The 22,776-nt window shown below is 72.1% G+C and carries 19 protein-coding genes; 12 read left to right on the top strand and 7 right to left on the bottom strand.

The features are described 5' to 3' along the window. The first annotated feature begins 158 nt into the window (after positions 1-158). The 3 genes from HS045_RS07780 to HS045_RS07770 are packed head-to-tail and all read left to right on the top strand — an operon-like array spanning position 159 to position 3,395. Positions 159-2,540, top strand: a complete 2,382-nt coding sequence (locus HS045_RS07780; protein WP_196450442.1) for a nitrate- and nitrite sensing domain-containing protein — start codon at positions 159-161, stop codon at positions 2,538-2,540. A gap of 4 nt (positions 2,541-2,544) precedes the next feature. Beyond that, a complete protein-coding gene (locus tag HS045_RS07775; RefSeq protein ID WP_196450441.1) occupies positions 2,545-2,934 on the top strand; it encodes a roadblock/LC7 domain-containing protein in 390 nt (129 codons plus the stop codon). An 8-nt stretch (positions 2,935-2,942) separates the two neighbouring features. Further along, the gene (locus HS045_RS07770; RefSeq protein ID WP_307827412.1) at positions 2,943-3,395 is read left to right on the top strand and encodes a DUF742 domain-containing protein; all 453 of its coding nucleotides are present in this window, start codon (positions 2,943-2,945) and stop codon (positions 3,393-3,395) included. A gap of 106 nt (positions 3,396-3,501) precedes the next feature. Here HS045_RS07770 and HS045_RS07765 read toward each other — a convergent pair whose 3' ends face one another. From HS045_RS07765 to HS045_RS07750, 4 genes are all read right to left on the bottom strand, one after another. Continuing rightward, a complete protein-coding gene (locus HS045_RS07765) occupies positions 3,502-4,077 on the bottom strand; it encodes an ATP/GTP-binding protein (RefSeq protein ID WP_196450440.1) in 576 nt (191 codons plus the stop codon). Further along, positions 4,058-4,405, bottom strand: coding sequence for a DUF742 domain-containing protein (locus tag HS045_RS07760; RefSeq protein WP_196450439.1), 348 nt, complete (start codon positions 4,403-4,405; stop codon positions 4,058-4,060). Before HS045_RS07760 ends, HS045_RS07765 begins: the two co-directional genes overlap by 20 nt. Beyond that, positions 4,402-4,809 (bottom strand): roadblock/LC7 domain-containing protein, encoded by a 408-nt coding sequence (locus tag HS045_RS07755; protein WP_196450438.1) that lies wholly within the window; start codon positions 4,807-4,809, stop codon positions 4,402-4,404. The genes HS045_RS07760 and HS045_RS07755 overlap by 4 nt, the downstream gene beginning before the upstream one ends. 64 nt (positions 4,810-4,873) lie before the next feature. Next, positions 4,874-7,348: a nitrate- and nitrite sensing domain-containing protein gene (locus HS045_RS07750; protein WP_196450437.1), complete on the bottom strand. Its 2,475-nt coding sequence runs from the start codon at positions 7,346-7,348 to the stop codon at positions 4,874-4,876. A 325-nt stretch (positions 7,349-7,673) separates the two neighbouring features. Between HS045_RS07750 and HS045_RS07745 the strand changes: the two genes are divergently transcribed. From HS045_RS07745 to HS045_RS07735, 3 genes are all read left to right on the top strand, one after another. Next, positions 7,674-8,702, top strand: a complete 1,029-nt coding sequence (locus HS045_RS07745) for an acyltransferase family protein (protein ID WP_196450436.1) — start codon at positions 7,674-7,676, stop codon at positions 8,700-8,702. A 194-nt stretch (positions 8,703-8,896) separates the two neighbouring features. Then, positions 8,897-9,097 carry a hypothetical protein gene (locus HS045_RS07740; RefSeq protein WP_196450435.1) on the top strand — a complete coding sequence of 67 codons (201 nt, stop codon included), beginning with the start codon at positions 8,897-8,899 and terminating at the stop codon, positions 9,095-9,097. 55 nt (positions 9,098-9,152) lie between these two features. After that, positions 9,153-10,658 carry a flotillin family protein gene (locus tag HS045_RS07735; protein WP_196450434.1) on the top strand — a complete coding sequence of 502 codons (1,506 nt, stop codon included), beginning with the start codon at positions 9,153-9,155 and terminating at the stop codon, positions 10,656-10,658. Positions 10,659-11,086: 428 nt separating this feature from the next. Here HS045_RS07735 and HS045_RS07730 read toward each other — a convergent pair whose 3' ends face one another. Further along, entirely contained in the window at positions 11,087-11,947 is an 861-nt protein-coding gene (locus tag HS045_RS07730) for a TIGR02452 family protein (protein ID WP_230883473.1), read from the bottom strand. A 215-nt stretch (positions 11,948-12,162) separates the two neighbouring features. Here HS045_RS07730 and HS045_RS07725 point away from each other — a divergent pair, with 215 nt between their 5' ends. The 3 genes from HS045_RS07725 (at position 12,163) to HS045_RS07715 (ending at position 14,580) form a co-directional block, all read left to right on the top strand. Next, positions 12,163-12,969, top strand: coding sequence for an SDR family NAD(P)-dependent oxidoreductase (locus HS045_RS07725; protein ID WP_196450433.1), 807 nt, complete (start codon positions 12,163-12,165; stop codon positions 12,967-12,969). A gap of 175 nt (positions 12,970-13,144) precedes the next feature. Then, entirely contained in the window at positions 13,145-13,738 is a 594-nt protein-coding gene (locus tag HS045_RS07720) for a hypothetical protein (protein WP_196450432.1), read from the top strand. A gap of 8 nt (positions 13,739-13,746) precedes the next feature. Next, complete coding sequence (locus HS045_RS07715; protein ID WP_196450431.1) at positions 13,747-14,580, top strand: HAD family hydrolase; 834 nt, start codon at positions 13,747-13,749, stop codon at positions 14,578-14,580. Positions 14,581-15,101: 521 nt separating this feature from the next. On the opposite strand, the gene HS045_RS07710 is transcribed toward HS045_RS07715, so the two are convergent. Next, the gene (locus HS045_RS07710) at positions 15,102-17,177 is read right to left on the bottom strand and encodes a glycosyltransferase (RefSeq protein WP_230883472.1); all 2,076 of its coding nucleotides are present in this window, start codon (positions 17,175-17,177) and stop codon (positions 15,102-15,104) included. A gap of 62 nt (positions 17,178-17,239) precedes the next feature. Continuing rightward, positions 17,240-18,355 (bottom strand): non-hydrolyzing UDP-N-acetylglucosamine 2-epimerase, encoded by a 1,116-nt coding sequence (gene wecB / locus HS045_RS07705; RefSeq protein ID WP_196451099.1) that lies wholly within the window; start codon positions 18,353-18,355, stop codon positions 17,240-17,242. Positions 18,356-18,715: 360 nt separating this feature from the next. Between wecB and HS045_RS07700 the strand changes: the two genes are divergently transcribed. The 3 genes from HS045_RS07700 to HS045_RS07690 all read left to right on the top strand — a co-directional run bounded on the left by HS045_RS07700 (position 18,716) and on the right by HS045_RS07690 (position 22,739). Continuing rightward, a complete protein-coding gene (locus tag HS045_RS07700; RefSeq protein ID WP_307827411.1) occupies positions 18,716-20,239 on the top strand; it encodes a glycosyltransferase family 4 protein in 1,524 nt (507 codons plus the stop codon). A 128-nt stretch (positions 20,240-20,367) separates the two neighbouring features. Continuing rightward, on the top strand, positions 20,368-21,630 hold the full coding sequence (locus tag HS045_RS07695) for a nucleotide sugar dehydrogenase (RefSeq protein ID WP_196450429.1): 1,263 nt from the start codon (positions 20,368-20,370) through the stop codon (positions 21,628-21,630). 20 nt (positions 21,631-21,650) lie between these two features. Beyond that, positions 21,651-22,739, top strand: a complete 1,089-nt coding sequence (locus HS045_RS07690; protein WP_196450428.1) for a glycosyltransferase — start codon at positions 21,651-21,653, stop codon at positions 22,737-22,739. The last annotated feature ends 37 nt before the right edge of the window (positions 22,740-22,776 follow it).

Here is a 22,776-nt window from a genome sequence, read left to right as displayed (position 1 = left end):
ACACTGGTGCTACTTGTCACACTCCATGACTATTTCCTGACTTATCACAAATAGGACACAGATATCGGGAACCGTCAGTGCTATCCTCGTCGCCGATCCAGTGATCGTCCTGCGGGGTCCTCCCCGCCGGTGCATCCAGGCTGAACCGTCGAGGTGACATGGCATCGAGCAGGTCCATCCGGTTCAAGCTCTCGGTGCTGCTGGTGACGCCCCTCGCCTCACTGGTGGCCCTGTGGGGCTTCGGTGCCGTCGTGACCGTGGGCGACTCGGTCGGCCTGCTCAACGCCGGCACCCTCCACGAGACCGTGGCCGAGCCCGCCGACGACCTGGTGCTCGCCCTGCAGCGCGAGCACCTGCTCTCGACCGAGTACATCGTGACCCGATCGGCCGCCGACCGCGCCGGGCTCGACGCCCAGCGGATGATCACCGACCAGGCCCGCGCCCGGCTCCGTACGGAGTCCGCCGTGGAGGCCGCCCAATCGATCATGAGCCCGCGGACCAGGGCCCACTACGAGGAGATGATGGCCCGCGCCGGGCGGATCGACGAGCTGCGCGGCAGGATCGACCAGGGCCGGATCGGCTTCATCACGCTCTCCCGCGAGTTCGGCCTGGTGCCGGACGCGGTGCAGCACTTCGGCAACAGCCTCGGATCCGGTGACGACCCCGAGATCTACCAGCAGGCCCGCGCGCTGGCCGCGATCGACCAGGCCAAGGACTTCCTCAGCCGCGAGCGGGCGCTCGCCGCCGGGGCGCTGGCGCTGGACCGGCCGCTGTCGAGCGGGGAGCTGAGCCTGTTCACCCAGCTGTCCGCCAAGCGCGTCCACCTGCTGGAGCAGGGGCTGGCGGAACTGGGGCCGGACCTGCGCGGCTCCGTCGCCGAGGCGGCCTCCTCCCCGCTGTACGAGCGCTTCAGCACGATGGAGAAGCGGCTGCTGACCGGGGCCACCGTGTCGGGCGTCGACTGGCGGTCCGCCACCGACCGGCTGGACGCGGCCTTCCAGATCGCCGTCACCCGGGCCGGCGCGGCCCTGGCCGACAAGGCGGGCCCGGCGGTCACCGCGACGTACGTCAGGGCCGGGATCGCCGGGGCGCTCGGGCTCGTGGCGGTCATCGTCTCCCTGGCCGTCTCCTACCGGGTGGGCCGCGGGCTCACCCGCGAGCTGGCGGGCCTGCGGCGGGCCGCCACGGACCTGGCCGAGGTACGGATCCCCGACGTCATGGAGAGGCTGCGGCGGGGCGAGCGGGTGGACGCGGCGGCCGAGGCGCCGCCGCTGGAGGCGCTGGGCAGCACCTCCGAGGTCCACGCCGTCGCCGCCGCCTTCGACAGCGTCCAGCACCGCGCCCTGGACGCCGCCGTGGAGCAGGCCAGGCTGCGCGAGGGCGTGGCGCACGCCTTCCGCAACCTCGCCCGGCGCAAGCAGGGCCTGCTCCAACGGCAACTCAAGCTGCTCGACGGGATGCAGCAGCAGGCCGAGGACCCCGAGACGCTGGAGAAGCTCTTCACCCTCGACCACCTGACCACCCGCATGCGCCGCCACGCCGAGGGCCTGGTGATCCTGTCCGGCGGGGCGGCGGGCCGCAGATGGCGGTCGGCCGTGCCGATGGAGGACGTGCTGCGCGGCGCGGCCGCCCAGGTCGAGGACTACGCGCGGGTGCGGATCTACCCGATGCCGGGCGGCACGCTGCCCGGTGACGCGGTGGCGGACATGATGCACCTGTTCGCCGAGATCATCGAGAACGCGACGGTCTTCTCCCCTCCCGGAGGCGAGGTCTCGATCCGGGGGAGGCTCGTCCCCCGCGGCTTCGCGGTCGAGATCGAGGACCGGGGCCTCGGCCTGACGGAGGAGCGGCGCGACGCGATCAACGCGCGGCTGGCCAGCCCGCCGGAGTTCGACCCGGCGGAGACCGACCGGCTGGGTTTCGCGGTGGTCGGCCTGCTGGCGGCCCGGTACGGGGTCGGCGTGACGCTGCGGCCCTCGCCGTACGGCGGGACCGCGGTGACGGTGCTGGTCCCCGAGAGCCTGCTGGGCGCGCCCGAGCCGGCGGCGGTCCCGGCGGCCCCCGGGTCCTCCGCCCCCTCCGCGTTCCCGGGGAGCGATCCGATCCGGCTCGTCGGGGCGGTCGGGACCTCGGCGTCGGCCGGGCCGTCCGGCGCCTCCGGGCCGACGGCGGTGGCCGGGGCGCCCGCCGACGGCACCGGAGCGCCCGCCGGAGCGGGAGCGCCCGCCGGAGTCGGGGGCACCGGCGCGCCCGGCCCGGCCGGAGAGGCGGTGCGGGTCCCGGCGGCGCGGGCGCACGCGGCGATGGACGCGCGCAGGACGCCGCAGCGGCGGAGTGGCGGGCTGCCCCGCCGGGTACGTCAGGCGAATCTGACGCCGCAGCTGCGCCAGGAGACGGAAGCGGTCGCCGAGACCGAGACCAGGGTCACCGAAGTGGAGGAGAGGTCGCCGGAGGAGGCGAGGGCGTTGCTCAATTCGCTTCAGGCGGGATGGCGGCGCGGGCGGTCGGAGAGCGAACACAACGGTGGGGAAGGGGCTTGACCACGTGCCGGGTGAGCTTTATTGGCTTCTGGATGATTTCGTCACGAGTGTGGCGGACGTCTCGCACGCGCTGATCCTGTCCAACGACGGGCTGATGATGGCCTCGTCGCGGGACCTGAGCAAGGAGGACGCCGACCACCTGTCGGCCGTGGCCTCCGGCTTCCAGAGCCTGGCCAAGGGGACGAGCCTGCACTTCGGCGGCGGATCCGTGCGCCAGACCATGGTGGAGATGGACTCCGCCTTCCTGTTCGTCACCTCGGCGGGCCAGGGCAGTTGCCTGTGCGTCATGACGACGGGGGCCGCGGACGTCGGCCTCATCGCCTACGAGATGGCACGGCTGGTCAACCGCGTCGGCCAGCACCTGGCCACCGGCCCGAGGGCGGCGGGCCAGTGAGCGAACCGATGAGCGACCCGATGAGCGACCCGATGAGTCACCCGGTGGACGATCCGATGAGCGATCCGGCGACCGATCCGGCGACCGACATGGTGGACGACATGGAATGGATCGACGAGGAGGCCGGACCGGTCGTCCGCCCCTACGCCCTGACCGGTGGGCGGACCATCCCGTCCTCCACGGCCTTCGACCTGATGTCGATGGTGGTGGCGACGGGCGCGACGGCCTCGCCCCGGACGCACCTGAGCTCGGAGCACCGGCGGCTGCTCGGCCTGGTCGGGCGGGCCCGCCCGATCGTCGAGGTGGCCTCGGACGCGGGACTGCCGCTGGGCGTGGTCAAGGTGCTCCTGGGCGACCTGCTGGACCACGGGCTGATCCTCGTCCGCCAGCCGATCCCGGCGGCCACGTCGCCCGCGCAGAGCCTGCTCCTGGAAGTGATCAACGGCATCCGGGCGCTCTGACCCCGCGGAGGACGGAACCCGTCTCCGCCGGGAGCGGGACCGGCCGCCCCGCGGCTCCCTCGACGAGGAGGGAACCGCGAGGAGGCCGGTCCGCGCCGCGGAACGGTCAGGCCTGGCTCGCGGTCAGCACCCGCAGGGAGTGCTCCACCAGGGTGATCAGCACGGTCTTGGCCGAGGCGCGGCGCCGTACGTCGCACATCAGCACCGGCACGTCCGGGTCCAGGTCGAGGGCCGACCGGACCTCCTCGATGTCGTACTGGTCGGCGTCGTCGAAGCAGTTGACCGCCACGATGAACGGCGTGCCGCGCTGCTCGAAGTAGTCGATCGAGGGGAAGCAGTCGGTCAGCCGCCGCGTGTCGGCCAGCACGACCGCGCCCAGCGCGCCGTAGGACAGCTCGTCCCACATGAACCAGAACCGCTCCTGGCCGGGCGTGCCGAACAGGTAGACGACCAGCCCTTCGCGGATCGTGATGCGGCCGAAGTCCATGGCGACGGTCGTGGTGGTCTTGCCCTCCACGCCGTCGGTGTCGTCGATGCCGATGCCCCGGTCGGAGAGCACCTCCTCCGTGCGGAGGGGGCGGATCTCACTGATCGCGCCGACGAGCGTGGTCTTGCCCACGCCGAAGCCGCCCGCAATGAGGATCTTGAGCGCGACCGGCTCGTCAGAGGGCTCGAAGTCCATTGATCACTTCCTTGAGAATGCGCTCACTGGCCGAGGCGCGTCCGATCGAGATGAGACCGTGGTCCTGCAGGTCGCCCAGGAGGACCCGGACCACGCCCAGGGGCAGGTCGAGCTCCGAGGCGACGTCGGCGACCGAGGTCGCGGTGGTGACCAGGGTGAGGATGCGCTCCTGCTCCGGGCCGGGCACGAACCCGCCGGAGGCGGCGCCCCCGGTCGCGGTGACCATGGCGACCAGGTCCAGCGCGTCACCGGAGGACCGGGTGCGGCCCCCGATGAGGGCGTACGGCCGGACCACGGGACCGGCCTCCTCATCCATCCAGCGGGTCATGACAGGCCTTGGCGCGGATTCGCGGAGATGTGCTGGCCGACCCGCTTGACCAGCATCGCCATCTCGTAGGCGACGTGGCCGACGTCGGCGTCCGAACTGCTCAGCACCGCCAGGCAGGTCCCCTGCCCGGCGGCCGTGACGAACAGGAACGCCGACTCCATCTCCACGATGGTCTGGCGGACCTCGCCGCCGCCGAAGTGGCGTCCGGCCCCGCGGGCCAGGCTCTGGAAGCCGGCCGCGACGGCGGACAGATGCTCGGCGTCCTCGCGGCTGAGCCCCGTGGAGAAACCGACGGCGAGCCCGTCGGTGGACAGGATCACCGCCTGCCGCACCGCGGCCACCCGGCTGGTCAGGTCGTCGAGGAGCCAGTTCAGTTCGCCGGTGCCGCTCAGCCTTCCGGCCATGTGACCTCCTCCGTCGGACGCATGACCGCGGCTTCCCGCCTGCCGGCGCCCTCGCTGTGCTCGGTCACTCGTCCTCCTTTTCGCCTGTCTTCTGGTGTGCGAGATCGCCGGCGCCGTCCTCCCGCGCGCCGGCGCCGTCCTCCTGCTCCTCCCGCCCGCGCCGCGCACCCGCCTGGAAGGCGGAGAACAGCGCGCGGGCCTCCTCCGGCGAGCGCCCGGCGGCCGGAGGATCCGGCGCCGGATCCTCCGGCGGAGGGGAGTCCTGGCGCAGCTGCGGAGCGAGGTTCGCCTGCCGTACACGCCTGGGCAGGCTACCGGGACCCGTGATCTCCCGGGCGGGCGGACCGCCGGGGTCGTCCGCCCCGCCGTCCGGCAGGCCGTTCACCACGGTGAGCGTCGGCGCCGCCAGGGGCTGGCCGGAGGCGCGCGCCGGGGAGGCGGGGGGGACCGTCCGCGTACGGCGCGGCAGTCCCGCGCCCCGCGAGGAGGACGTCGTGCCGCCCCGCGAGGGGGCGGGGCCCGGCGCGGCCGGAGCGGGGCCGCCGGTTCCGGTGCCGACTCCGGCCCCGGTCCCGGTTCCGTTTCCGGTGCCGCCCGCGAGCCGGGGAGCGGTGGACCGCCGGGGGATCCGCTCGGCGGTGACGGAGAGCGGGGAGGGGAGCTCGGCGAGCACCGCGCGGGGGACGAGCACGATGGCCGTGGTGCCGCCGAACGGCGAGGCGCGCAGCACGACCTGGATGCCGTGCCGGGCGGCGAGCCGGCCCACCACGAACAGGCCCAGCCGGTCGCTGTCGGCCAGGTCGAACTCCGGCGGGTCGGCCAGCCGGGCGTTGATCTCCTCGTACTCCAGGTCGCTCAGGCCCAGCCCCCGGTCCTCCACCTCGACGGCGAACCCGTTGGCCACCACGTCGCCGCGCACGGTGACCGTGGTCTGCGGCGGCGAGTAGATCGTGGCGTTCTCGAGGAGCTCGGCGATCAGGTGGGTGACGTCGGCGACCGCGGTCCCGTCGAACAGCGCGTCGGGCAGCGGCGAGACGATGATCCGCCGGTAGTCCTCGACCTCGGCGATCGCCGCCCTGACGACGTCGACCACCGGGACCGGGGTGCTCCAGGCGCGCCCGGGGGCCGCACCGGACAGGATGATCAGGCTCTCGGCGTGGCGGCGCATGCGCGTGGTGAGGTGGTCCAGCCGGAACAGGTCGTCGAGGCCCTCGGGATCGGTCGCCCGGCGCTGCATGCCGTCGAGCAGGGAGAGCTGGCGGTGGAGCAGCCCCTGCTTGCGGCGGGCGAGGTTGACGAAGACCTGGCTGACCCCGCGGCGCAGGTCGGCCTGGCCGACGGCGGCCTCGATCGCGGTGCGCTGCACCGAGCCGAACGCGTGCGCCACGTCGATGACCTCCGCCGAGCCGCCCGCGGCCCGTGCCTCGATCGGCGGGGCCTCGGCCGCCACGTCGACCTCCTCGCCGCGCCGCAGGCGCGCCACGAGACGGGGCAGGCGCACGTCCGCCAGATCGAGCGCGACGGTGCGGAGCCCGGCCAGCTCGCCGGCGAGGCGGCGGCCGAAGCGGACCGAGATGATGATCGAGACGACCACGGCGGCCAGGCCGACCCCGCCCGCCAGGGCGATCCGGGCGACGACGCCGAAGGACAGCGCGCGGGACCGCTCGGCCAGGGCGTCGGACGAGGCGGCGCCGAGCCGGTCGATCCGGTCGGCGAGGGGGGAGACGATCTCCTTCCAGGGCCGGGCCTCGGCGGGCGGCGCGGCGCCCTCGCCGGAGATGACGGCCGCCTCGGTCGTCTCGAACCTCTCGAAGGCGGGGGAGGCGAAGAGCTCCTGGTACGGCTTGCCGAGCGCGGAGTCCAGCCCGGACAGCCCGCGCGCGTGCAGGAAGCGGCGGGCCGCCACGTGCTCGGCGAAGGCGGCGCGCTCGTCGGCGGAGAACCGGCCGTCGATCAGCGCGCCGCTGATCAGCGCGTCCTCCCGGGCGAGCATCTCGCGGGCGTTGCCCATCGCCTGCACGGCCGTGGCCTGCTGGAAGATCGACAGGTCGGGGACCGAGACGAGCTGGTCGTACAGGAGGAAGACCGCGTCCAGGATCTCGTTGTAGTGCGACAGCGCCTCAAGGCGCGTGTACCGGCCGCCGTCGATCGCCGAGCGGATCTCCGGCAGCTGCGCGAGGTGGGCGGTGAGCCCGTCGAGGGAGGCGCGCAGCTCGGAGGCGTCCGGGCCGACGGTGCGCTCGGCCGTGCGGAACTCGGCGAGCGCCCGGTCGGTGCGGGCGCGCTGCTCGCCGAAGCCGCTGGTCAGCTCCCGCGAGCTGATCGCCGTGGAGGTGCGGGCCCGCTCGGCCTGGAGCTGCCGCCCCAACTCGGTGGAGGTCACGCCGACCGTCTCGTAGAGCCGGTCCGCGCGGAGCAGCGCGGTCCCGTCGCCGACGGTCAGGTTGAGCACGAAGCCCCACAGGGCGCTGAGGGAGAGCAGGGGCAGGAGCAGCAGCAGAAAGATCTTGAACCGAATCGAGCGGTTTCCAGAGCCCATGCCCACTCGTCCCAACCTCAGTGCGCGGAGGCTTGCGGCGATTTGGGGATGAATGTGCCTCCGAAAGATCGGACAGGAGACTAGCACCGATGCGGTTCGGGCGCAGTGGAGGGCCTGATGATTAGCGTGATTAACGAGGTTAATGGTGGAATTGTAATGATTTGTTGTGGGAGTGACCGTGCGCGGGCCTTCCCGTCCCGGATAATGAGACCCGCGCGCCGAAGCGCGGGATCCGGGCGCCGGAGACGCCGGGCGGCAGAGTTCTCCGGGCCTTCACCCGGTGTTGGGCGAGGACCGCGGGCCGCCTCGTTAGGGTCCGGAGGCTGTGAGCGTCGCAACCCCCGTCCGGACGGATCTCTCCGGCGAGACCGGCCGTGACCCGTTCTTCGACAACGCCAAGTTCCTGGCGATCACCCTGGTCGTCTCCGGGCACCTGATCGAGGACCTCCGGGACGTGGCGGTCGCGCACGCGGCCTATTTCTACGTGTACGTCTTCCACATGCCGCTGTTCATCGTGCTCAGCGGTCACCTGTCGCGGAACTTCACCTTCTCCTCCGGCAAGGCGCGCAAACTGATCAGCACGCTCGCCGTGCCGTACGTGCTCTTCGAACTGGCCTACTCGCTCCCCCGGCTGGTCATGTACGGCAAGCTGGAGATCAGCCTCCTCGACCCGTACTACCTGACCTGGTTCCTGATGTCGCTGTTCCTGTGGCGGCTGTCCACGCCGGTCTGGCAGCAGCTCAGGTGGCCGCTGGCGGTCGCGGTGGGGCTCTCGCTGCTCTCGGGGACCGGCTCCCTGCCCGACGAGCTCTCGATGAACCGCACGCTCGCGCTCCTGCCGTTCTACGTGCTCGGCCTGATGCTCCGCCCCGAGCACCTCGCCCTGCTCCGGCGGCGCGGGGCGCGGATGGCGGGGGCGGCGGTGCTGGCGGCGGGAGCCGCGGCGGCGCTGCTCCTGCACACCGAGGTGCGGACGGAGTGGATCCGCTGGCGGCACGCCAACGCGGCGATCGGGGTGGACGACCTCACCGGGAGCCTCGTCCGGCTGGGCCTGCTGGCCGCCGGGGCGCTGCTGGTCGCCGCGTTCCTGGCGGTCACCCCGTCCAGGCGGACCTGGTACTCCGGGCTCGGGGCGGCGACCATGTACGCCTACCTGCTGCACGGTTTCGTGGTGAAGGTCGCGGAGCGGTTCTACGGCGACCGGGCCGCCACGGTGCCCGGCGTGGCGGCGGTGGCGCTCTTCGGCGTGGGCCTGGCCGCGCTGCTGTGCACCCCGCCGGTGCGCCGGGCGGCCCGCTGGGCGGTCGAACCGCGGATGAGCTGGGCCTTCACCCGGCTGCGGCGTCCCGCCTGACCTCCGGAACGCCGCGCCGCCCCCGCTCGTTACCCGGATGGAGACGGAAAGACGTGGATCGGCGGCACTCCTCCGGAACGACCCGGAACACCCCTGTCATCCCTCGACGAGTGGTGAAAACGGACACGCCGGAGTAGCGTCCGGATCTGGGGTTTCGTCCCCTGACTGTTCCATGACGTGACGGGGAGCCGCGTGTGATCGGCAAGCAGGGCAGGGTCACCGGCAGGATCGGTCCCGGCCTGGTCGGGGAGGTCCTGGTGGCGGTCCGCGGGGGCGTCGAGGCGTTCTACGCGCACCCCACCGTGCCCGACGAGGAGATCTCCGTCGGCTCGATCGTCGTCGTCGTGGAGTACTTCCCCCCGCGCACGGTCTACGTCGCCCGCGCGCTCGCCTGACCACCTCTCCCCTCCTTCTCCCTCCCTCACCCTCTCTCCCACCGCGGAGGCCCGGATGCCGGCGCAGTACCTCATCATCGGAGGCGCGGCCCTCGTCGCGCTCCTCATCCTCATCCTGCTGTTCAAGGCCGTCTGGCGGGTGGCCGAGCCCAACGAGGCGCTGATCATCTCCGGCCTCGGCGCGCGCGGGAACTCCGACCTCGCCGACAGCCTCGGATTCAAGATCGTCACCGGCAAGGGCACCGCGGTGCTCCCCGGCTTCCAGACGGCCCGGCGGCTCCGCCTGGACAGCCGTGCCGCCAACCTCCAGGTCTCCTGCGTCACCCAGCAGGGCATCCCGGTCGTGGTGCGGGGCGTGGTGATCTACAAGGTCGGCGACGACCTGCACTCCATCGCGAACGCCGCCCGCCGCTTCCTCGACCAGCAGGACTCCATGAACGGCGCGATCCACGAGCTGTTCACCGGCCACCTGCGCTCGATCATCGGCAACCTGACCGTCGAGGACCTCATCCTCAACCGCGAGCGGCTGACCGGCGAGACCCGCGCCTCGGCCGCCGACGAGATGATCAAGCTGGGCCTGATCGTCGACTCCCTGCAGATCCAGGAGATCGACGACGAGACCGGCTACATCACCAACCTCGGCAAGCCGCACGCCGCCAAGATCGCCGCCTCCGCCCGCATCGCCGAGGCCCAGCGCGACCAGGAGGCCACCGAGGCCGAGCAGATCGCCGCCGCCAACAAGGCCGCCGCCTGGCGCGACGCGCAGATCAAGCAGGCCTCCTACCAGGCGGAGATCGACCAGGCCCAGGCCCGCTCCCGCCAGGCCGGTCCCCTCTCGGAGGCCTCGGCCCGCCAGGAGGTCGTGGTCCAGGAGACCCGGGCCGCCGAGCTGGAGGCGGACCTGGCCGAGCAGCGGCTCCAGGCGCAGGTCCGCAAGCCCGCCGACGCGAAGGCCTACGAGACGGTGAAGCTCTCCCAGGCCGAGCGCGACGCCCGCATCGCGCAGGCCGAGGCCGAGGCCCGCGAGACCGAGCTGCGCGCCGCGGCGCAGGCCTCGCAGGTCAAGCAGGCGGCCGCGGCCGAGGCGGAGTCGGTACGGCTGCGCGGTGAGGCCTCGGCCGCGGCGACCAAGGCCACCGGCCTCGGCGAGGCGGAGGCAGCCAAGGCCCGCGGTCTGGCCGCCGCGGAGGCGGCCAAGGCCCAGGGTCTGGCGGAGGCCGAGGCGGCCAGGGCCAAGGGCCTGGCGGAGGCCGAGGCGATCCGCGCCCGCTCCGAGGCCCTGGCCGAGAACCAGGAGGCGGTCATCGCCCAGCAGCTCGCCGAGAACTGGCCGAAGATCGTCGAGTCCGGCGCGAAGGCCTTCGGCAACGTGGACCACATGGTCGTGCTGAACGGCGCCCAGGGCATCGAGGAGATGCTCGCCAAGGCGCTGACCCTCGGCGGCACCGGACTCGGCCTGGCCCGCACCCTCCTGGCCGGCGGCGCCCCCGCCCCCAGTGGGGCCGTCACCGCCGCGAACGGCACCCCCGTCCCCCCGAAGAACCCCGACCCCGTCTCCTGACCCCGATCACCCGGCCGGATCCTTGTGGTTCGGCCGGGTTTCGTGGTTCGGAAGGGTTTGGTCGGTTCTCGTTTGCGCGGGGTTCGGTGCTTTATACGCCGGCAGGACCACCGGCCCGCCTCCGTGCACCGCTGCTCCGCCGTACCGATGCGGGCCGTAGCGTCTTGCTCTCCGGCCGCCCGGCGTCCCCGCCGACGCTGAAGCGATCCGTCCGGGGCCGGTTCAGGGCGGCTCGCCGTAGCTGAAGCCACCCTGTCGGAAAGGAGCTCAGGGCTGAGCGCCGCGGGGAACCCCGCCGGGAGCGCCAGGCCACTCGTTGATGTTGTCGATATGGCTGCATCAGGCCATCTGATGCAGCCATATCGACAACATCAACGAGATTGCGCCGGGCCAGGGTCCGCTGCGGTGGATCCGGGTACGTGAGAAGTTCAGAACGTCCGGGCGAAGGCGTCGTACGTCGGCGTGCCGGGAGAGCGGTCGAGTACGGCGAAGACCACCCGGTCGAACGCCCCCCCGAAGGCGCCCCGGGGGCCGAGGTGCCCGGCGAAGACGGAGGCCACCAGCTCGGGCGGGTTGCGGAACACCCCGCAGCCCCAGGCGCCCAGCACGATCCTGCGCACCCCCGACGCGGCGAAGAGGGCGAGGACCCGCGCCGCCCGTTCGGACAGGACCTCGGGGAGGCGCTCCAGCCGCGGGCCGTCCCCGCGCAGGGCGCCCGCGTTCGGCGCGGCGGCGGTCACGAAGGAGACGGGGTACGGCTCCGCGAGCAGTCCGCCGTGATCGTCCCGGAAGACCGGGACGGCGGGCGAGAAGACCGCGCGGTGGCTGTAGAGCGGGTCGCCCTGGGCCCGGTGGAAGGCGTAGAAGTCCGGCACCCCGGCCAGGCAGTGGTACAGCCCCGAGGAGCGGGCCAGGCTCTCCTCCTGGGCCTCGGAGCCGTTCAGGAACCCGCCGCCGGGGTTCTTCGCCGAGGCGAAGTTGAGGCAGCCCACCGGGTCGCCGCCGTCGTCCACCAGCCGTCGGGCGGCGGACAGGGACGTCTCGTTGACGACCTCCACCCGGCCTGGTCGGTCGGACCGCACCGCTGCCCGGCCGCCGGACCGTTCCCCGTGCGCCGCCAGCAGCCCGGTCAACTCGTCGGGCGTCCACAGCCGCGTGCCGGCGACGGCGGCGGCGAGCCGATCGGCGAGGGAGACCCGGTGCCCCGACTCCCCGGCGTACCAGCCACGCTCCAGGATCTCCACCGTCTCGGCGGCCAGCGCCCGGCGCCCGTCTCTTCTCATCGTCATCGTCTCCTCCGGCTCGTCGGCATCTCTTCGACGGCAAGTTAATCTCATGAGGAGAAATTCTCAATCGGATAAAGACAAGCACCCGGATGACCTGCCGCGATGTCCGGATTCCGCCGGAGTTGCACGTCCGATCGCCGCAGGTCGTCCACCAGGTGATCGGAATACCTTCGTGGTCACGGCCCCAACGGGCCGCAAGGCGAACGAAGGAGAATCTGATGGATCTGCACCTTTCCGGCCGCGTCGCCGTCGTCACCGGGGCGTCCAAGGGCATCGGGCTGGCCGTCGCGCGCACCCTCCTGGAGGAGGGCGCCCGCGTGGTCGCGGCCTCCCGCAAGGGCAGCGCCGGACTGGACGCGCTGGCCGGGGCGGACCTGGTGCACGTCCCGGTCGACCTGACGGACCCCGAGGCCCCCGGCCGGGTCGTGGCGCGCGCCGTGGAGGAGTTCGGCGGGCTGGACGTCCTGGTGAACAACGCCGGGGGCCCGCCGCCCGGCGCGAAACTGCCGCGCTTCGGATTCCTGACCCCCACCGACGCCGACTGGCGGGAGATGTTCGAGTTCAACCTCTTCTCCGCCGTCCGCGCGATCCGGGCCGCCCTCCCGGCGATGCTCGGCCGGGGCGGCGGCGCGATCGTCAACGTCTCCTCGGTCCTGGCCCGGCAGCCCGCCCCGATGAACGTCGACTACAACGCGGCCAAGGCCGGGATGAACACCCTCACCAAGGCGCTCTCGGAGGAGTACGGCCCGCAGGGCATCCGGGTGAACACGGTCTCGCCGGGCCCGGTCCTCACGGCCTGGTGGACCGAGGAGGGCGGCGCGGCCGACATCATCGCCGGCCAGGCGGGCACCGACCGGGAGAACGTGATCACGACCGTGGCGCCGCAGATGATGAGCCTGACCACCGGGCGCCTGGTCGACCCCCAGGAGATCGCCGACGTGGTCGCCCTGCTGGCCTCCCCCCGTTCGGCCAGCACGACCGGCGCGGAGTTCGCCGTCGACGGCGGCTTCCTCAAGGCCGTCTGAGACGGAGTGCGTGTTTCCCGCAGCGGAGACCTGGCCGACCTGCCACCGGATCCCCGCACGGGGCCGCGCGTGCTCCGGCCCCATGGACGGCTGGGGAGCATGGATGCCCGGATCCGGCCGCTCTGCGGGGATGGGATGATCATCACTTCCCCCTCCCTCTGCCGGGATGTCTGTCATGAGTGGCGAGCAGTCGGCCTTCACCGAGACCTTCTCCCGCTACCGGCGGCTCCTGCAGGAGGGTGCATGGTTGCGGGTGGCCTCCTGCTGGACGGTGGTCCTCCCGCGCGACCACAGGCTGATCACGGACCCCGAGGCGGGCGTGCTCGTCAGCGGCGGCACCCCGCACGAGGTCTTCGCCCCCGTCCACCCCCGGGACACCGCCGACGATGGGGCCATGCCGGAGAAGGAGCGGGCCGCCTTCCACTCCGAGATCTCGAACACTGTCGTGGACGTAGATGTCACGATAGATCCTGATCCAGCAAGGGTTGCGCAGCTCACTGGGGGTGAGCAGCCCGGCGCGTACGGCCCGCGTTCCCCGGAACGGACCGGTGCGGAGCTCTTCGGGGATGCGAGGACGGCGCGGCACTCGGGGAGTCTCACGCCTGGAGGGGTGGTGGGCGCCCGGAATCCGCTGCATCGATCTTGCATGTATCGCGTGATCCGATCGTTCTATTCCGCGGTATCTGAAAGATCGATGAACGGGACGGCGCAGGGGGAGACGCGGACGGCGGCGGGTGTCCAGCCGGTGGCCGGGGATCCTGGCGGATAATCATGATCATGATGATCCCCCGCATGATCGCGACCGATCTCGACGGCACGCTCCTCCGCAGCGGTGGAACGGTGTCGGAGCGCATGCGTCGGGCGCTCCTCGCCGCCCAGGACATGGGGATCGAGGTCGTATTCGTGACGGCTCGCCCGCCCCGGTACGTGGACGCCATCGCGGAGGCGGTCGGCTGCGTCGGGACCGCTGTGTGCAGCAACGGCGCGATCGTCTACGACGTCGCCGAGCGCCGGGCCACCGCTGTGAACGCTCTCGCCCTGGACGGGGCGCGGAAACTGGTGGTCGCCCTGCAGGCGGTGCTGTCGGGCCTCACCTTCGCGGTGGAGACGGGTCGTCACGTGATCTGTGAGGTCGCTTATCACGATGGCCGGGACGCGCACGGCGAGGTCCAGACGAGGGTGCCGACCCTGGAGGACGTCCTGCGGGAGGCCGCGCCCATCGTCAAGCTGCTGGCCTGGTCGGGAGCTCAGGACGCCCACGTGATGTGGGAGGTCGCCCGTCAGGCGGTGGCAGGGGAGGCGGAGGTCACGCATTCGGGCGGAAGAGGACTGCTGGAGATCAGCGCCTCCGGTGTCACCAAGGCCGCGACACTCGCGGGGATCTGCGCCCTCAGAGGAGTGACCCCCGCCGAGGTGTGGGCATTCGGCGACATGCCGAACGACCTCCCGATCCTCGAATGGGCCGGAACGGCCTATGCGATGGCCAACGCCCACCCGGCCGTGCTCGCCGCCGTGGAGCACCGCGCACCATCCAACAACGAGGATGGAGTCGCCCAGGTGCTCGAAGGGCTGTTCACCGTGGCCGGGACCCACGGGGAGGGGATGCTCTGATCATCCGCCTGGAGGCTGTACGGCGGGACCTGGAACGTGGACGGCCACGACGGCCCATCCCGTCAGGGAGATCACTCCAGCGTTCCCTGCGATATGCGGTCCGTGTACATGTCAGCGTCCTCGACGGGACGCTCTACGGCGCCCGGCCCTGAGCTCCTTCCTGACGCAGATGGCCGCAGGCGACGGCGAGCCGCCCTGAACGGCCATGCACGGATCGCTTCAGCGTCGGCGGAGACGCCGGGCGGCCGGAGAGCAAGACGCTACGGCCCGCATCGGTACGGCGGCGCAGGGATGTACGGAGGCGGGCCGGTGGTCCTGCCGGCGTATAAAGCACCGAACCCCGCGCGCCCGAGCCCGGCCGGAGGCCGGAACCACCGGAGCCCGACTGAGACGGCCGGCAGGACCACCGGCCCGCCTCCGTGCGCACCGGCATGAGCCACCACGGACCACCGGCCCGCCTCCGTGCGCACCGGCATCGTATGAACGGGACCCGCACGACCAAGGGACCCGGAAGGATGAGGTCAGATCATGACGTGGTCGTCGGGGCGGCCGACGAAGGAGAACTGGGCGCCGCGGGTGAGCTTGTGGTCGTCGGGCTGCCAGGTGTGCATGGCCGGGTCGCCGCTGCGCCAGTAGACGAAGTTGAACCGGTCGGCGGAGTAGATCTTGACCCGGTCCTCACGGAGCCGCTTGACCAGCCGGGTGTCCTCGCCCCGGGTCACGTCCTCGAAGGCGTAGTGGCGGAACATGTCGGTCCTGCCGAGGAAGGTGCCGCCCTGCACCAGCCAGGCGTAGCGGTGCTCCAGGCCCGGCATGCGCAGCATCGTGGTGTTGGTGGACTCGAAGTAGGCGTAGTGCGCGCCCTTGCCCACCAGTTCCGCATCGGAGTAGTCGAAGGCGCGGACCAGGTCCGACAGGTAGTGCTCGCCGTACAGGTTGTCGTCGTCCATCTTGGCGACCAGCTCGCCCTCGGCCGCGGCGATGCCCATGTTCATGCAGGCGCCCAGCGACATCGACGGGTCGGCGGCCAGCACCACGACGTCGGTGATCCCCGCCATGCGGGCCTTGTCGGCGACCACGACCGGGTCGATGTCCAGGCCGTGCAGGACCATCACCAGCTGCAGCGGGCGGTGGACCTGTTTGGCCACCGAGGAGATGGCGTGCTCGATCTGGGCGGCCCGGTTGGTCGGCAGCACCACCGAGACCGAGCGGGTCCGGGGCGCGACGGGCCGGCCGAGGAAGCCGAGGATCTGGTCGACGCGGTGCGAGAACAGGTGCTTGTCGAAGACCTCGCGCATGGCCAGGTGGCCCTGGCGGGCGCGCAGCTCCGGGCTGTTGAGCAGGTGCAGGACCGTGTTGTAGGACTCCAGCGGGTCGTGCGCGATCGGCACCAGCGAGCCGAACGTCTCCTCGATCGCCCGGGACCAGCCGGTCACCACCGGCGTGGAGCAGGCGGACAGCTCGAAGACCCGGCGGGCGCACATGGTCGGCGAGTCGAGCACCGAGTTCACGTTGAGGAAGACCTTGTACATCTTGTACGCGGCCAGCATCCGGTCGTACGGCAGCTCGCCCACGATGTGCGGGACGTACTTCTCCGGCCAGGCGTACTTCTCGTCCACGGTCCCGTTGCGGGCGAAGATGTGCAGGCCCAGCTCGCGGATCGGGTCGAGCACGGTCTCCATCTGCTCGCGGCGCTCGGGGTGCTTGTCCCGGAAGTACATGCCGGCGAAGACCACGTCGTGGATCCGGCCCTGCTTGTCCTGGATCGGGTTGTGCACCCGCGGCTGCGCCGCGAACTGCAGCACGTCCACCCGGTCATGTCCCAGGATTTCGCGATATTTCGGCACCATGTCGCCGTCACACGTGAACACGTGGTCGAACAGCTTGGCCGTGTCGATGAAGAAGTCGAAGTTCGGCGGGTCCTCCTTGTTCCAGAAGACCGTCGGGATCCCCTCCGCGCGGCACCAGTCGATCAGCGCGCGCAGCTCCGGCTTGGGGGCGTTCGTCCCGGTCATCTGGTAGCGCCAGCGCCCCTGGTTGCCGTGCCAGGCCGACTCCACGAACAGGATCTCGGGCCGCCGCTCGGCGAAGACCTCCGGCCAGTCGCGCAGCCCGAACTCGATCTGGTCCCACTCGTACCGGAACGCCATCCGGGAGAAGTCGTCGAGGATGACCGCGACCTTCAGGTCCGGCCGGACGACCGGTCCGGCGGGCCACTTCACCACCGGCACGTCCACCGCGGGCCCGCGCTCGTCCAGCTCGGCGACCACCTCGGCCACCGGGCGCGGCGCCGCGGGCCCCTTGCGCGGCTTGAGCGCCGTGCGGAGCTTGCCCGGCAGCCGCACCACCCCCGGACCCTTGGCCGCGGTCAGCGCCTCGGCCACCCGGTACGGCCGCTGGACCCGGGTGGACTCCAGCTTCCACTGGGCGTAGTCCGCGCGCGCCTCCGCGATGGCCAGGCGCCGCTCCAGGTCCCGCACCCGCTCCTCGAAGCGCTCGATGACCTTGCGCTCCTCGGGCAGCCAGTTGACCGGTCCCAGCCGCTGGAACCTCGGCTCGTCGGGGGTCTCGTCACTCAGGGGGGAGGTGGAGCTCATGGGCGTCGCCTTCGTCCGGGGTCGTGCCAGGGTACGGCGTCAGCCGTACCGGAACGGTGCTTTTAACGGGATTTGGGCGGTACGGCCTGCGCCGCCGGGGAGAGGTTCTCCCCCCTCAGCCAGGAGACGATCACCCGGGCGATGCGGGGGCCCGCCGCGCCGTCCCAGAGCGGGGGCAGCTCGCCCGAGGGGGTCGCCGCGCCGTCGGCCAGGGCCCGGTCGGCGGCGGCCGGGAGCCGCTCCGGGGTGACCAGGCGGTTGGTGCCGTGGGTGACGGTGACCGGCCGCTCGGTGTTGGGCCGGACGGTCAGGCAGGGCACGCCGAGCATGGTCGTCTCCTCCTGCACGCCGCCCGAGTCGGTGACGACCAGGGACGCGCCCCGCACCAGGGAGAGGAAGTCCACGTAGCCCAGCGGGTCGACGATCGTCAGCCCGCCGCCGGTCACCAGCCCCGCCGCGGCCAGGCGCTCGCGCCCGCGCGGGTGGATCGGGACCATGATCGGCAGCCGCTCGCTCACCCGCAGGACGGCGTCGACCAGCTCCTTGGCGGCGGCCGGGTCGTCGACGTTGGCGGGCCGGTGCAGGGTGGCCACGCCGTACCGCTCGGGCAGGCCGAGCCGCGCGCGGACCGGCGCCGGGTCGAGGCGGTCGAGCGCGGAGAAGAGGCTGTCGATCATCGGGTTGCCGACGAGGTGGACGCGGGACGGGTCCACGCCCTCGTTCGCCAGGTGCGACAGCGCGTCCGGCGAGGTGGCGAAGAGGATGTCGGACAGGGCGTCGGTGACGACCCGGTTGACCTCCTCGGGCATGCCGCGGTCGAAGGAGCGCAGGCCCGCCTCGACGTGCGCGGTCGGGATCTGCAGCTTGGCGCAGACCAGGATGGCCGCCAGGGTGGAGTTCACGTCGCCGTAGACGACGACCAGCGCGGGGGCGTGCTCCAGCACGACCTCCTCCAGGCCGGTGAGCAGGGCCGCCGTCTGGCGGGCGTGCGAGCCGGACCCGACGCCCAGGTTCGCGACCGGCTCGGGCAGGCCGAGGTCGGCGAAGAACACGTCGGACATCAGCGCGTCGTAGTGCTGACCGGTGTGGACGATGCCCTGGCGCACTCCCAGCCCGTCCAGCGCGCGCACGACGGGAGCGGCCTTGACGAAGTTGGGGCGGGCGCCCAGCACGTGCAGGACGAGGGGGCCGCCGGACGCCGTCTCCGCGACCGCCTCCGAGATCTCCCGGGACGCCGTCTCCGCGACCTCCTCAGGGGCCTCCTCAGGGGCCGTCTCGGGGGCCTTCTCGCCGGCCGGAGCCGCCTGCGAAGGGGCAGAGTCCCTCATTGACCTCGCCTTTCATAGGGGAGTGGGGCAAACGTTGCCTATGGTACGGTCACGACCGTGGTACCTGACGCCAGTCGGCCGGAGTCCTCGGCACCCTCGACGGTTTCCGCGAAGTCGGCGCGCGCCGGTCTGCGCGGACTTCTCAAAGGGTTCGCCCAGCATCCGATCATCGTTTCCCGAGTCGTCGCGACCAAGGTCAAGAGTGACCCCGTGCGCGTCGCCCAGGCCGCCGCGGAGACCCTCCCGCCGAGCCTGCGCCCCGTCGTGGGCCGGGTCGCCTGGCCGCTGGCCCGGCGCGCCCGGGTCGCCGTGCGCAAGCTCGGCATGCGCGTGGTCCGGGGGCCCTGGAACGAGGCGAAGGAGCACTTCGACGCGGGCCGGATGACCGAGGCCGTCGCGGTGCTGGAGGGCCACGCCAAGTACCCCTTCATCAAGCGCCGGGCCGCCTACTACGCCGGCGAGCTGGCCGCCATCCAGTCGAACCCGATCCCGCCCAAGTCCAAGGTGATCGTGGGCGAGCGGGTCGAGGGCCGGGTGCTGCACTGCGTCACCAACGCCCTGCCGTACACCCAGGCGGGCTACACCGTGCGCACGCACCGGATCGTCACCGCCCAGAAGGAGGCGGGCCTCGATCCGCACGTCGTCACCAGCTGGGGCTGGCCGATGATGCAGGGCCACGCCGACGCGACGCCGTACGAGGAGATCGACGGGATCCCCTACCACCGGCTGCTGCCCAGCGGCGAGGTGCCGTTCGAGAGCCGGGGGCGGATGATCCGCGGGGCCGGCGAGGTGACCGAGCTGGTCAGGACGCTCCGCCCGCAGGTGCTCCACGCCGCCACCGACCACCGCAACGGGTCGGTCGCGCTGGCCGTGCGGGAGCGGACCGGCACGCCGATGGTCTACGAGGTGCGGGGCTTCCTGGAGGAGACGTGGGCCTCGCGCGACCCCAAGCGGGTCGGCAGCCAGCGGCACGTGCTCCAGCGCGACCGCGAGGCGTTCATCATGCGCTCGGCCGACGCCGTGGTCACCCTCGCCGAGACCATGGCCGCCGAGATCGTCGAGCGGGGGGTGCCCCGGGAGAAGATCTACCTGGCGCCCAACGCGGTGGACGACGCGCTGCTGACCGCCGAGTACGACGGGGCGGCCTTCCGCGCCGCCCACGGCATCGCCGACGACGAGATCGTCATGGGCTCGGTCTCCAGCATCGTGGCCTACGAGGGCTTCCGGACCATGATCGGCGCCGCGGCGATCCTGCGCGACCGCGGGACCCCGGTCCGGGTGCTGCTCGTGGGCGACGGCGCCGAGCGCCCCGCGCTGCTGGAGCAGGTCGCCGAGCTCGGTCTCGGGGACCTCGCGATCCTGCCCGGCCGGGTCGGCCCGGACGAGGCGCTGCAGGCCCAGGCGGCCATCGACGTCTTCGCCTGCCCGCGCGAGGACCTGCGGGTCTGCCGACTCGTTACGCCATTGAAACCCGTCGAGGCGATGGCCCTCGGCAAGCCCGTCGTGCTCAGCGATCTGCCCGCCCTGTCGGAGCTCGTGGGGTCGGAGGGCGCCGGTCTGCTGGTCCCGCCGGGCGACCCCGAGGCGTTCGCCGACGCGGTCGCCGGGCTGCGGGACGACCCGGCGCGGCGGGCCCTGATGGGCGAGGCGGGACGGGCCGAGGTGGCGGCCAAGCGCACCTGGAGCCGGGTCGCGGAGACCTACCGCGACCTCTACCGGACGATCAGCGGCTGACCGTCCATGGCGATGACGGGGGTCCGGAGCGTTTGTGAGGCGTTTAATCGCATCAGGCGTGGCATGTGCCGAGTTGAGATAACCTTTGCGACCATGAAGCGTTGTTTCCGGCTCTCCAGGGTCTCCCAGTGACCGGCTACGACCTGGCCGTGATCGGTCTGGGTTACGTCGGCATGCCGCTGGCCAAGGAGGCCACGGCAGCAGGGCTGCGCGTCGTCGGTTACGAGGTCGACCCCCGCAAGGTGGACGCCCTCAACGGCGGGCGGTCCTACATCGACGACCTGACCGACGCCGACCTCGAGCACATGCTGGCCGGCGGCTTCCGCGCGACACTGGACGAGGGCGTGCTGGCCCGCAGCCGCACCATCGTCATCTGCGTCCCCACCCCGCTGGACGAGGACCACCGTCCCGACCTGTCCGCGGTGGAGGGCGCCACCGCGACCGTCGCCAAGAACCTGACCGCCGGATCCCTGGTGGTGCTGGAGTCCACCACGTGGCCCGGCACCACCGACGAGGTGGCCCGCCCCCTGCTGGAGTCCTCCGGGCTCGTCGCGGGCCGCGACTTCCACCTCGCCTTCTCGCCCGAGCGCATCGACCCGGGCAACCCCAAGTACGGCCTGCGCAACACGCCGAAGGTCGTCGGCGGCTACACCGACGCCTGCCGCGACGTGGCGACCGCGTTCTACGCGCAGTTCATCGAGCAGGTCGTGCCGGTCAGCGGCACCCGCGAGGCCGAGATGGCCAAGCTCCTGGAGAACACCTACCGGCACGTCAACATCGCCCTCGTCAACGAGATGGCGATCTTCTGCGACGAGCTCGGCATCAACCTCTGGGAGTCCATCGAGGCGGCGGCGACCAAGCCGTTCGGCTTCCAGAAGTTCCTGCCCGGACCGGGCGTCGGCGGCCACTGCATCCCGGTGGACCCGTCCTACCTGTCCTACACCGTGCGCAAGCTGGGCTACCCGTTCCGGTTCGTGGAGCTGGCCCAGGAGATCAACGAGCGGATGCCGTCCTACGTGGTCACCCGCGTGCAGCGGCTGCTCAACCGCCACAAGAAGGCGGTGAACGGCTCCAAGGTCGCGCTGCTCGGCGTCACCTACAAGCCCGACATCGCCGACGAGCGCGAGACCCCGGCGCTGCCGGTCGCGCGCGGCCTGCTGGAACTGGGCGCCGAGCTGGTCTTCGTCGACCCGCACGTCAAGCAGTGGCAGGTGGACGGCACTCCGGTGCCCCGCGAGGAGAACCTCGCGAAGGCGGTCGCCGAAGCCGACGTGACGCTGCTGCTGCAGCAGCACGGCGCCTTCGACCTGGCGATCGTCGAAGACCACGGCAGGCTCGTGCTCGACACCCGAGGCGTGCTCGCCGAGGGTGAACGCGTCGAGCGGCTCTAGGCACGAAGGGGCTGCGCGCAGTGCACGTGCTCGTCATGACGGTGGTACATCACCCCGAGGACGCCCGGATCCTGCACCGGCAGATCCGGGCGCTCGTGGACGCCGGTCATGAGGTCACGTATGCCGCGCCGTACACCGCCCGGGGGGTCATGGCCCGGTCCTGGGTGAACGGCGTCGACCTCCCCCGGGCGGCGGAGCGTCGGCGGCTGTCCGCGGTGCGCGCCGCCCGCAAGGTGTTCAAGCGCATGCGCGACCAGGTCGACCTGGCGATCATCCACGACCCCGAGCTGCTGTTCGCGGTCGCCGGGGTCCGCAGGCGCCCGCCGGTGGTCTGGGACGTCCACGAGGACACCCCGGCGACCCTGTCGCTCAAGCCCTGGCTGCCGGCCTTCCTGCGCCCGCCGGTGCGCTTCCTGGCCCGCCTCCTGGAGGGCACCGCCGAGCGCCACCTGCACCTGCTCCTCGCCGAGACGGCCTACGCCGGGCGGTTCGGCCAGGCCCACCTGGTGGTGCCGAACGAGACCTGGGTGCCGGACGACGTGACCCCGCCGGGCGACGACCGGATCGTCTACCTCGGCTGGCTGTCGGAGGCCCGGGGCGTGAAGGAGGCCATCGAGGTGGCCCGGCTGCTCCGGCCGCACCGGGTGGCGGTCGAGCTGATCGGCTACGCCGACCCGCAGTCGCGGCCGGTGCTGAACCAGGCCGTGACCGAGGGGGTGCTGGAGTGGCGCGACTTCATGCCGAACGACGAGGCGCTCAAGCGGCTCGACGGCGCGCTGGCCGGCCTCTCGCTGCTGCGGGACGAGCCCAACTACCGGCACTCCATGCCCACGAAGATCGTGGAGTACATGGCCCACGGGATCCCGGTGATCACGACTCCGTCGCCGCGCGCGGTGGAACTGGTCGAACGCTACGGCAGCGGCATGGTCGTGCCCTGGCAGGACCCCCAGGCCGTGGCGCAGGCCGTCCTCACGCTCCGGGACGACGTGCGGGAACGGCATGCCCAGGGCGCCCGGGGGTATGCGGCGGCCCGTGCGAACCACCACTGGCCGAACTCGGCCCGCCGTTTCGTCACCCAGCTGGAAGCCTGGGCGGGAGTCGAGCACTGAGTTCTCCGGCGCCGCTTATGCCCGTTTGATCGCGAGA

The sequence above is a fragment of the Planomonospora sp. ID82291 genome, assembly GCF_015711645.1.
Lineage (GTDB): Bacteria > Actinomycetota > Actinomycetes > Streptosporangiales > Streptosporangiaceae > Planomonospora.
Note: the sequence above shows the minus strand (reverse complement) of the source record. Positions and strands in the feature narration are given on the sequence as shown.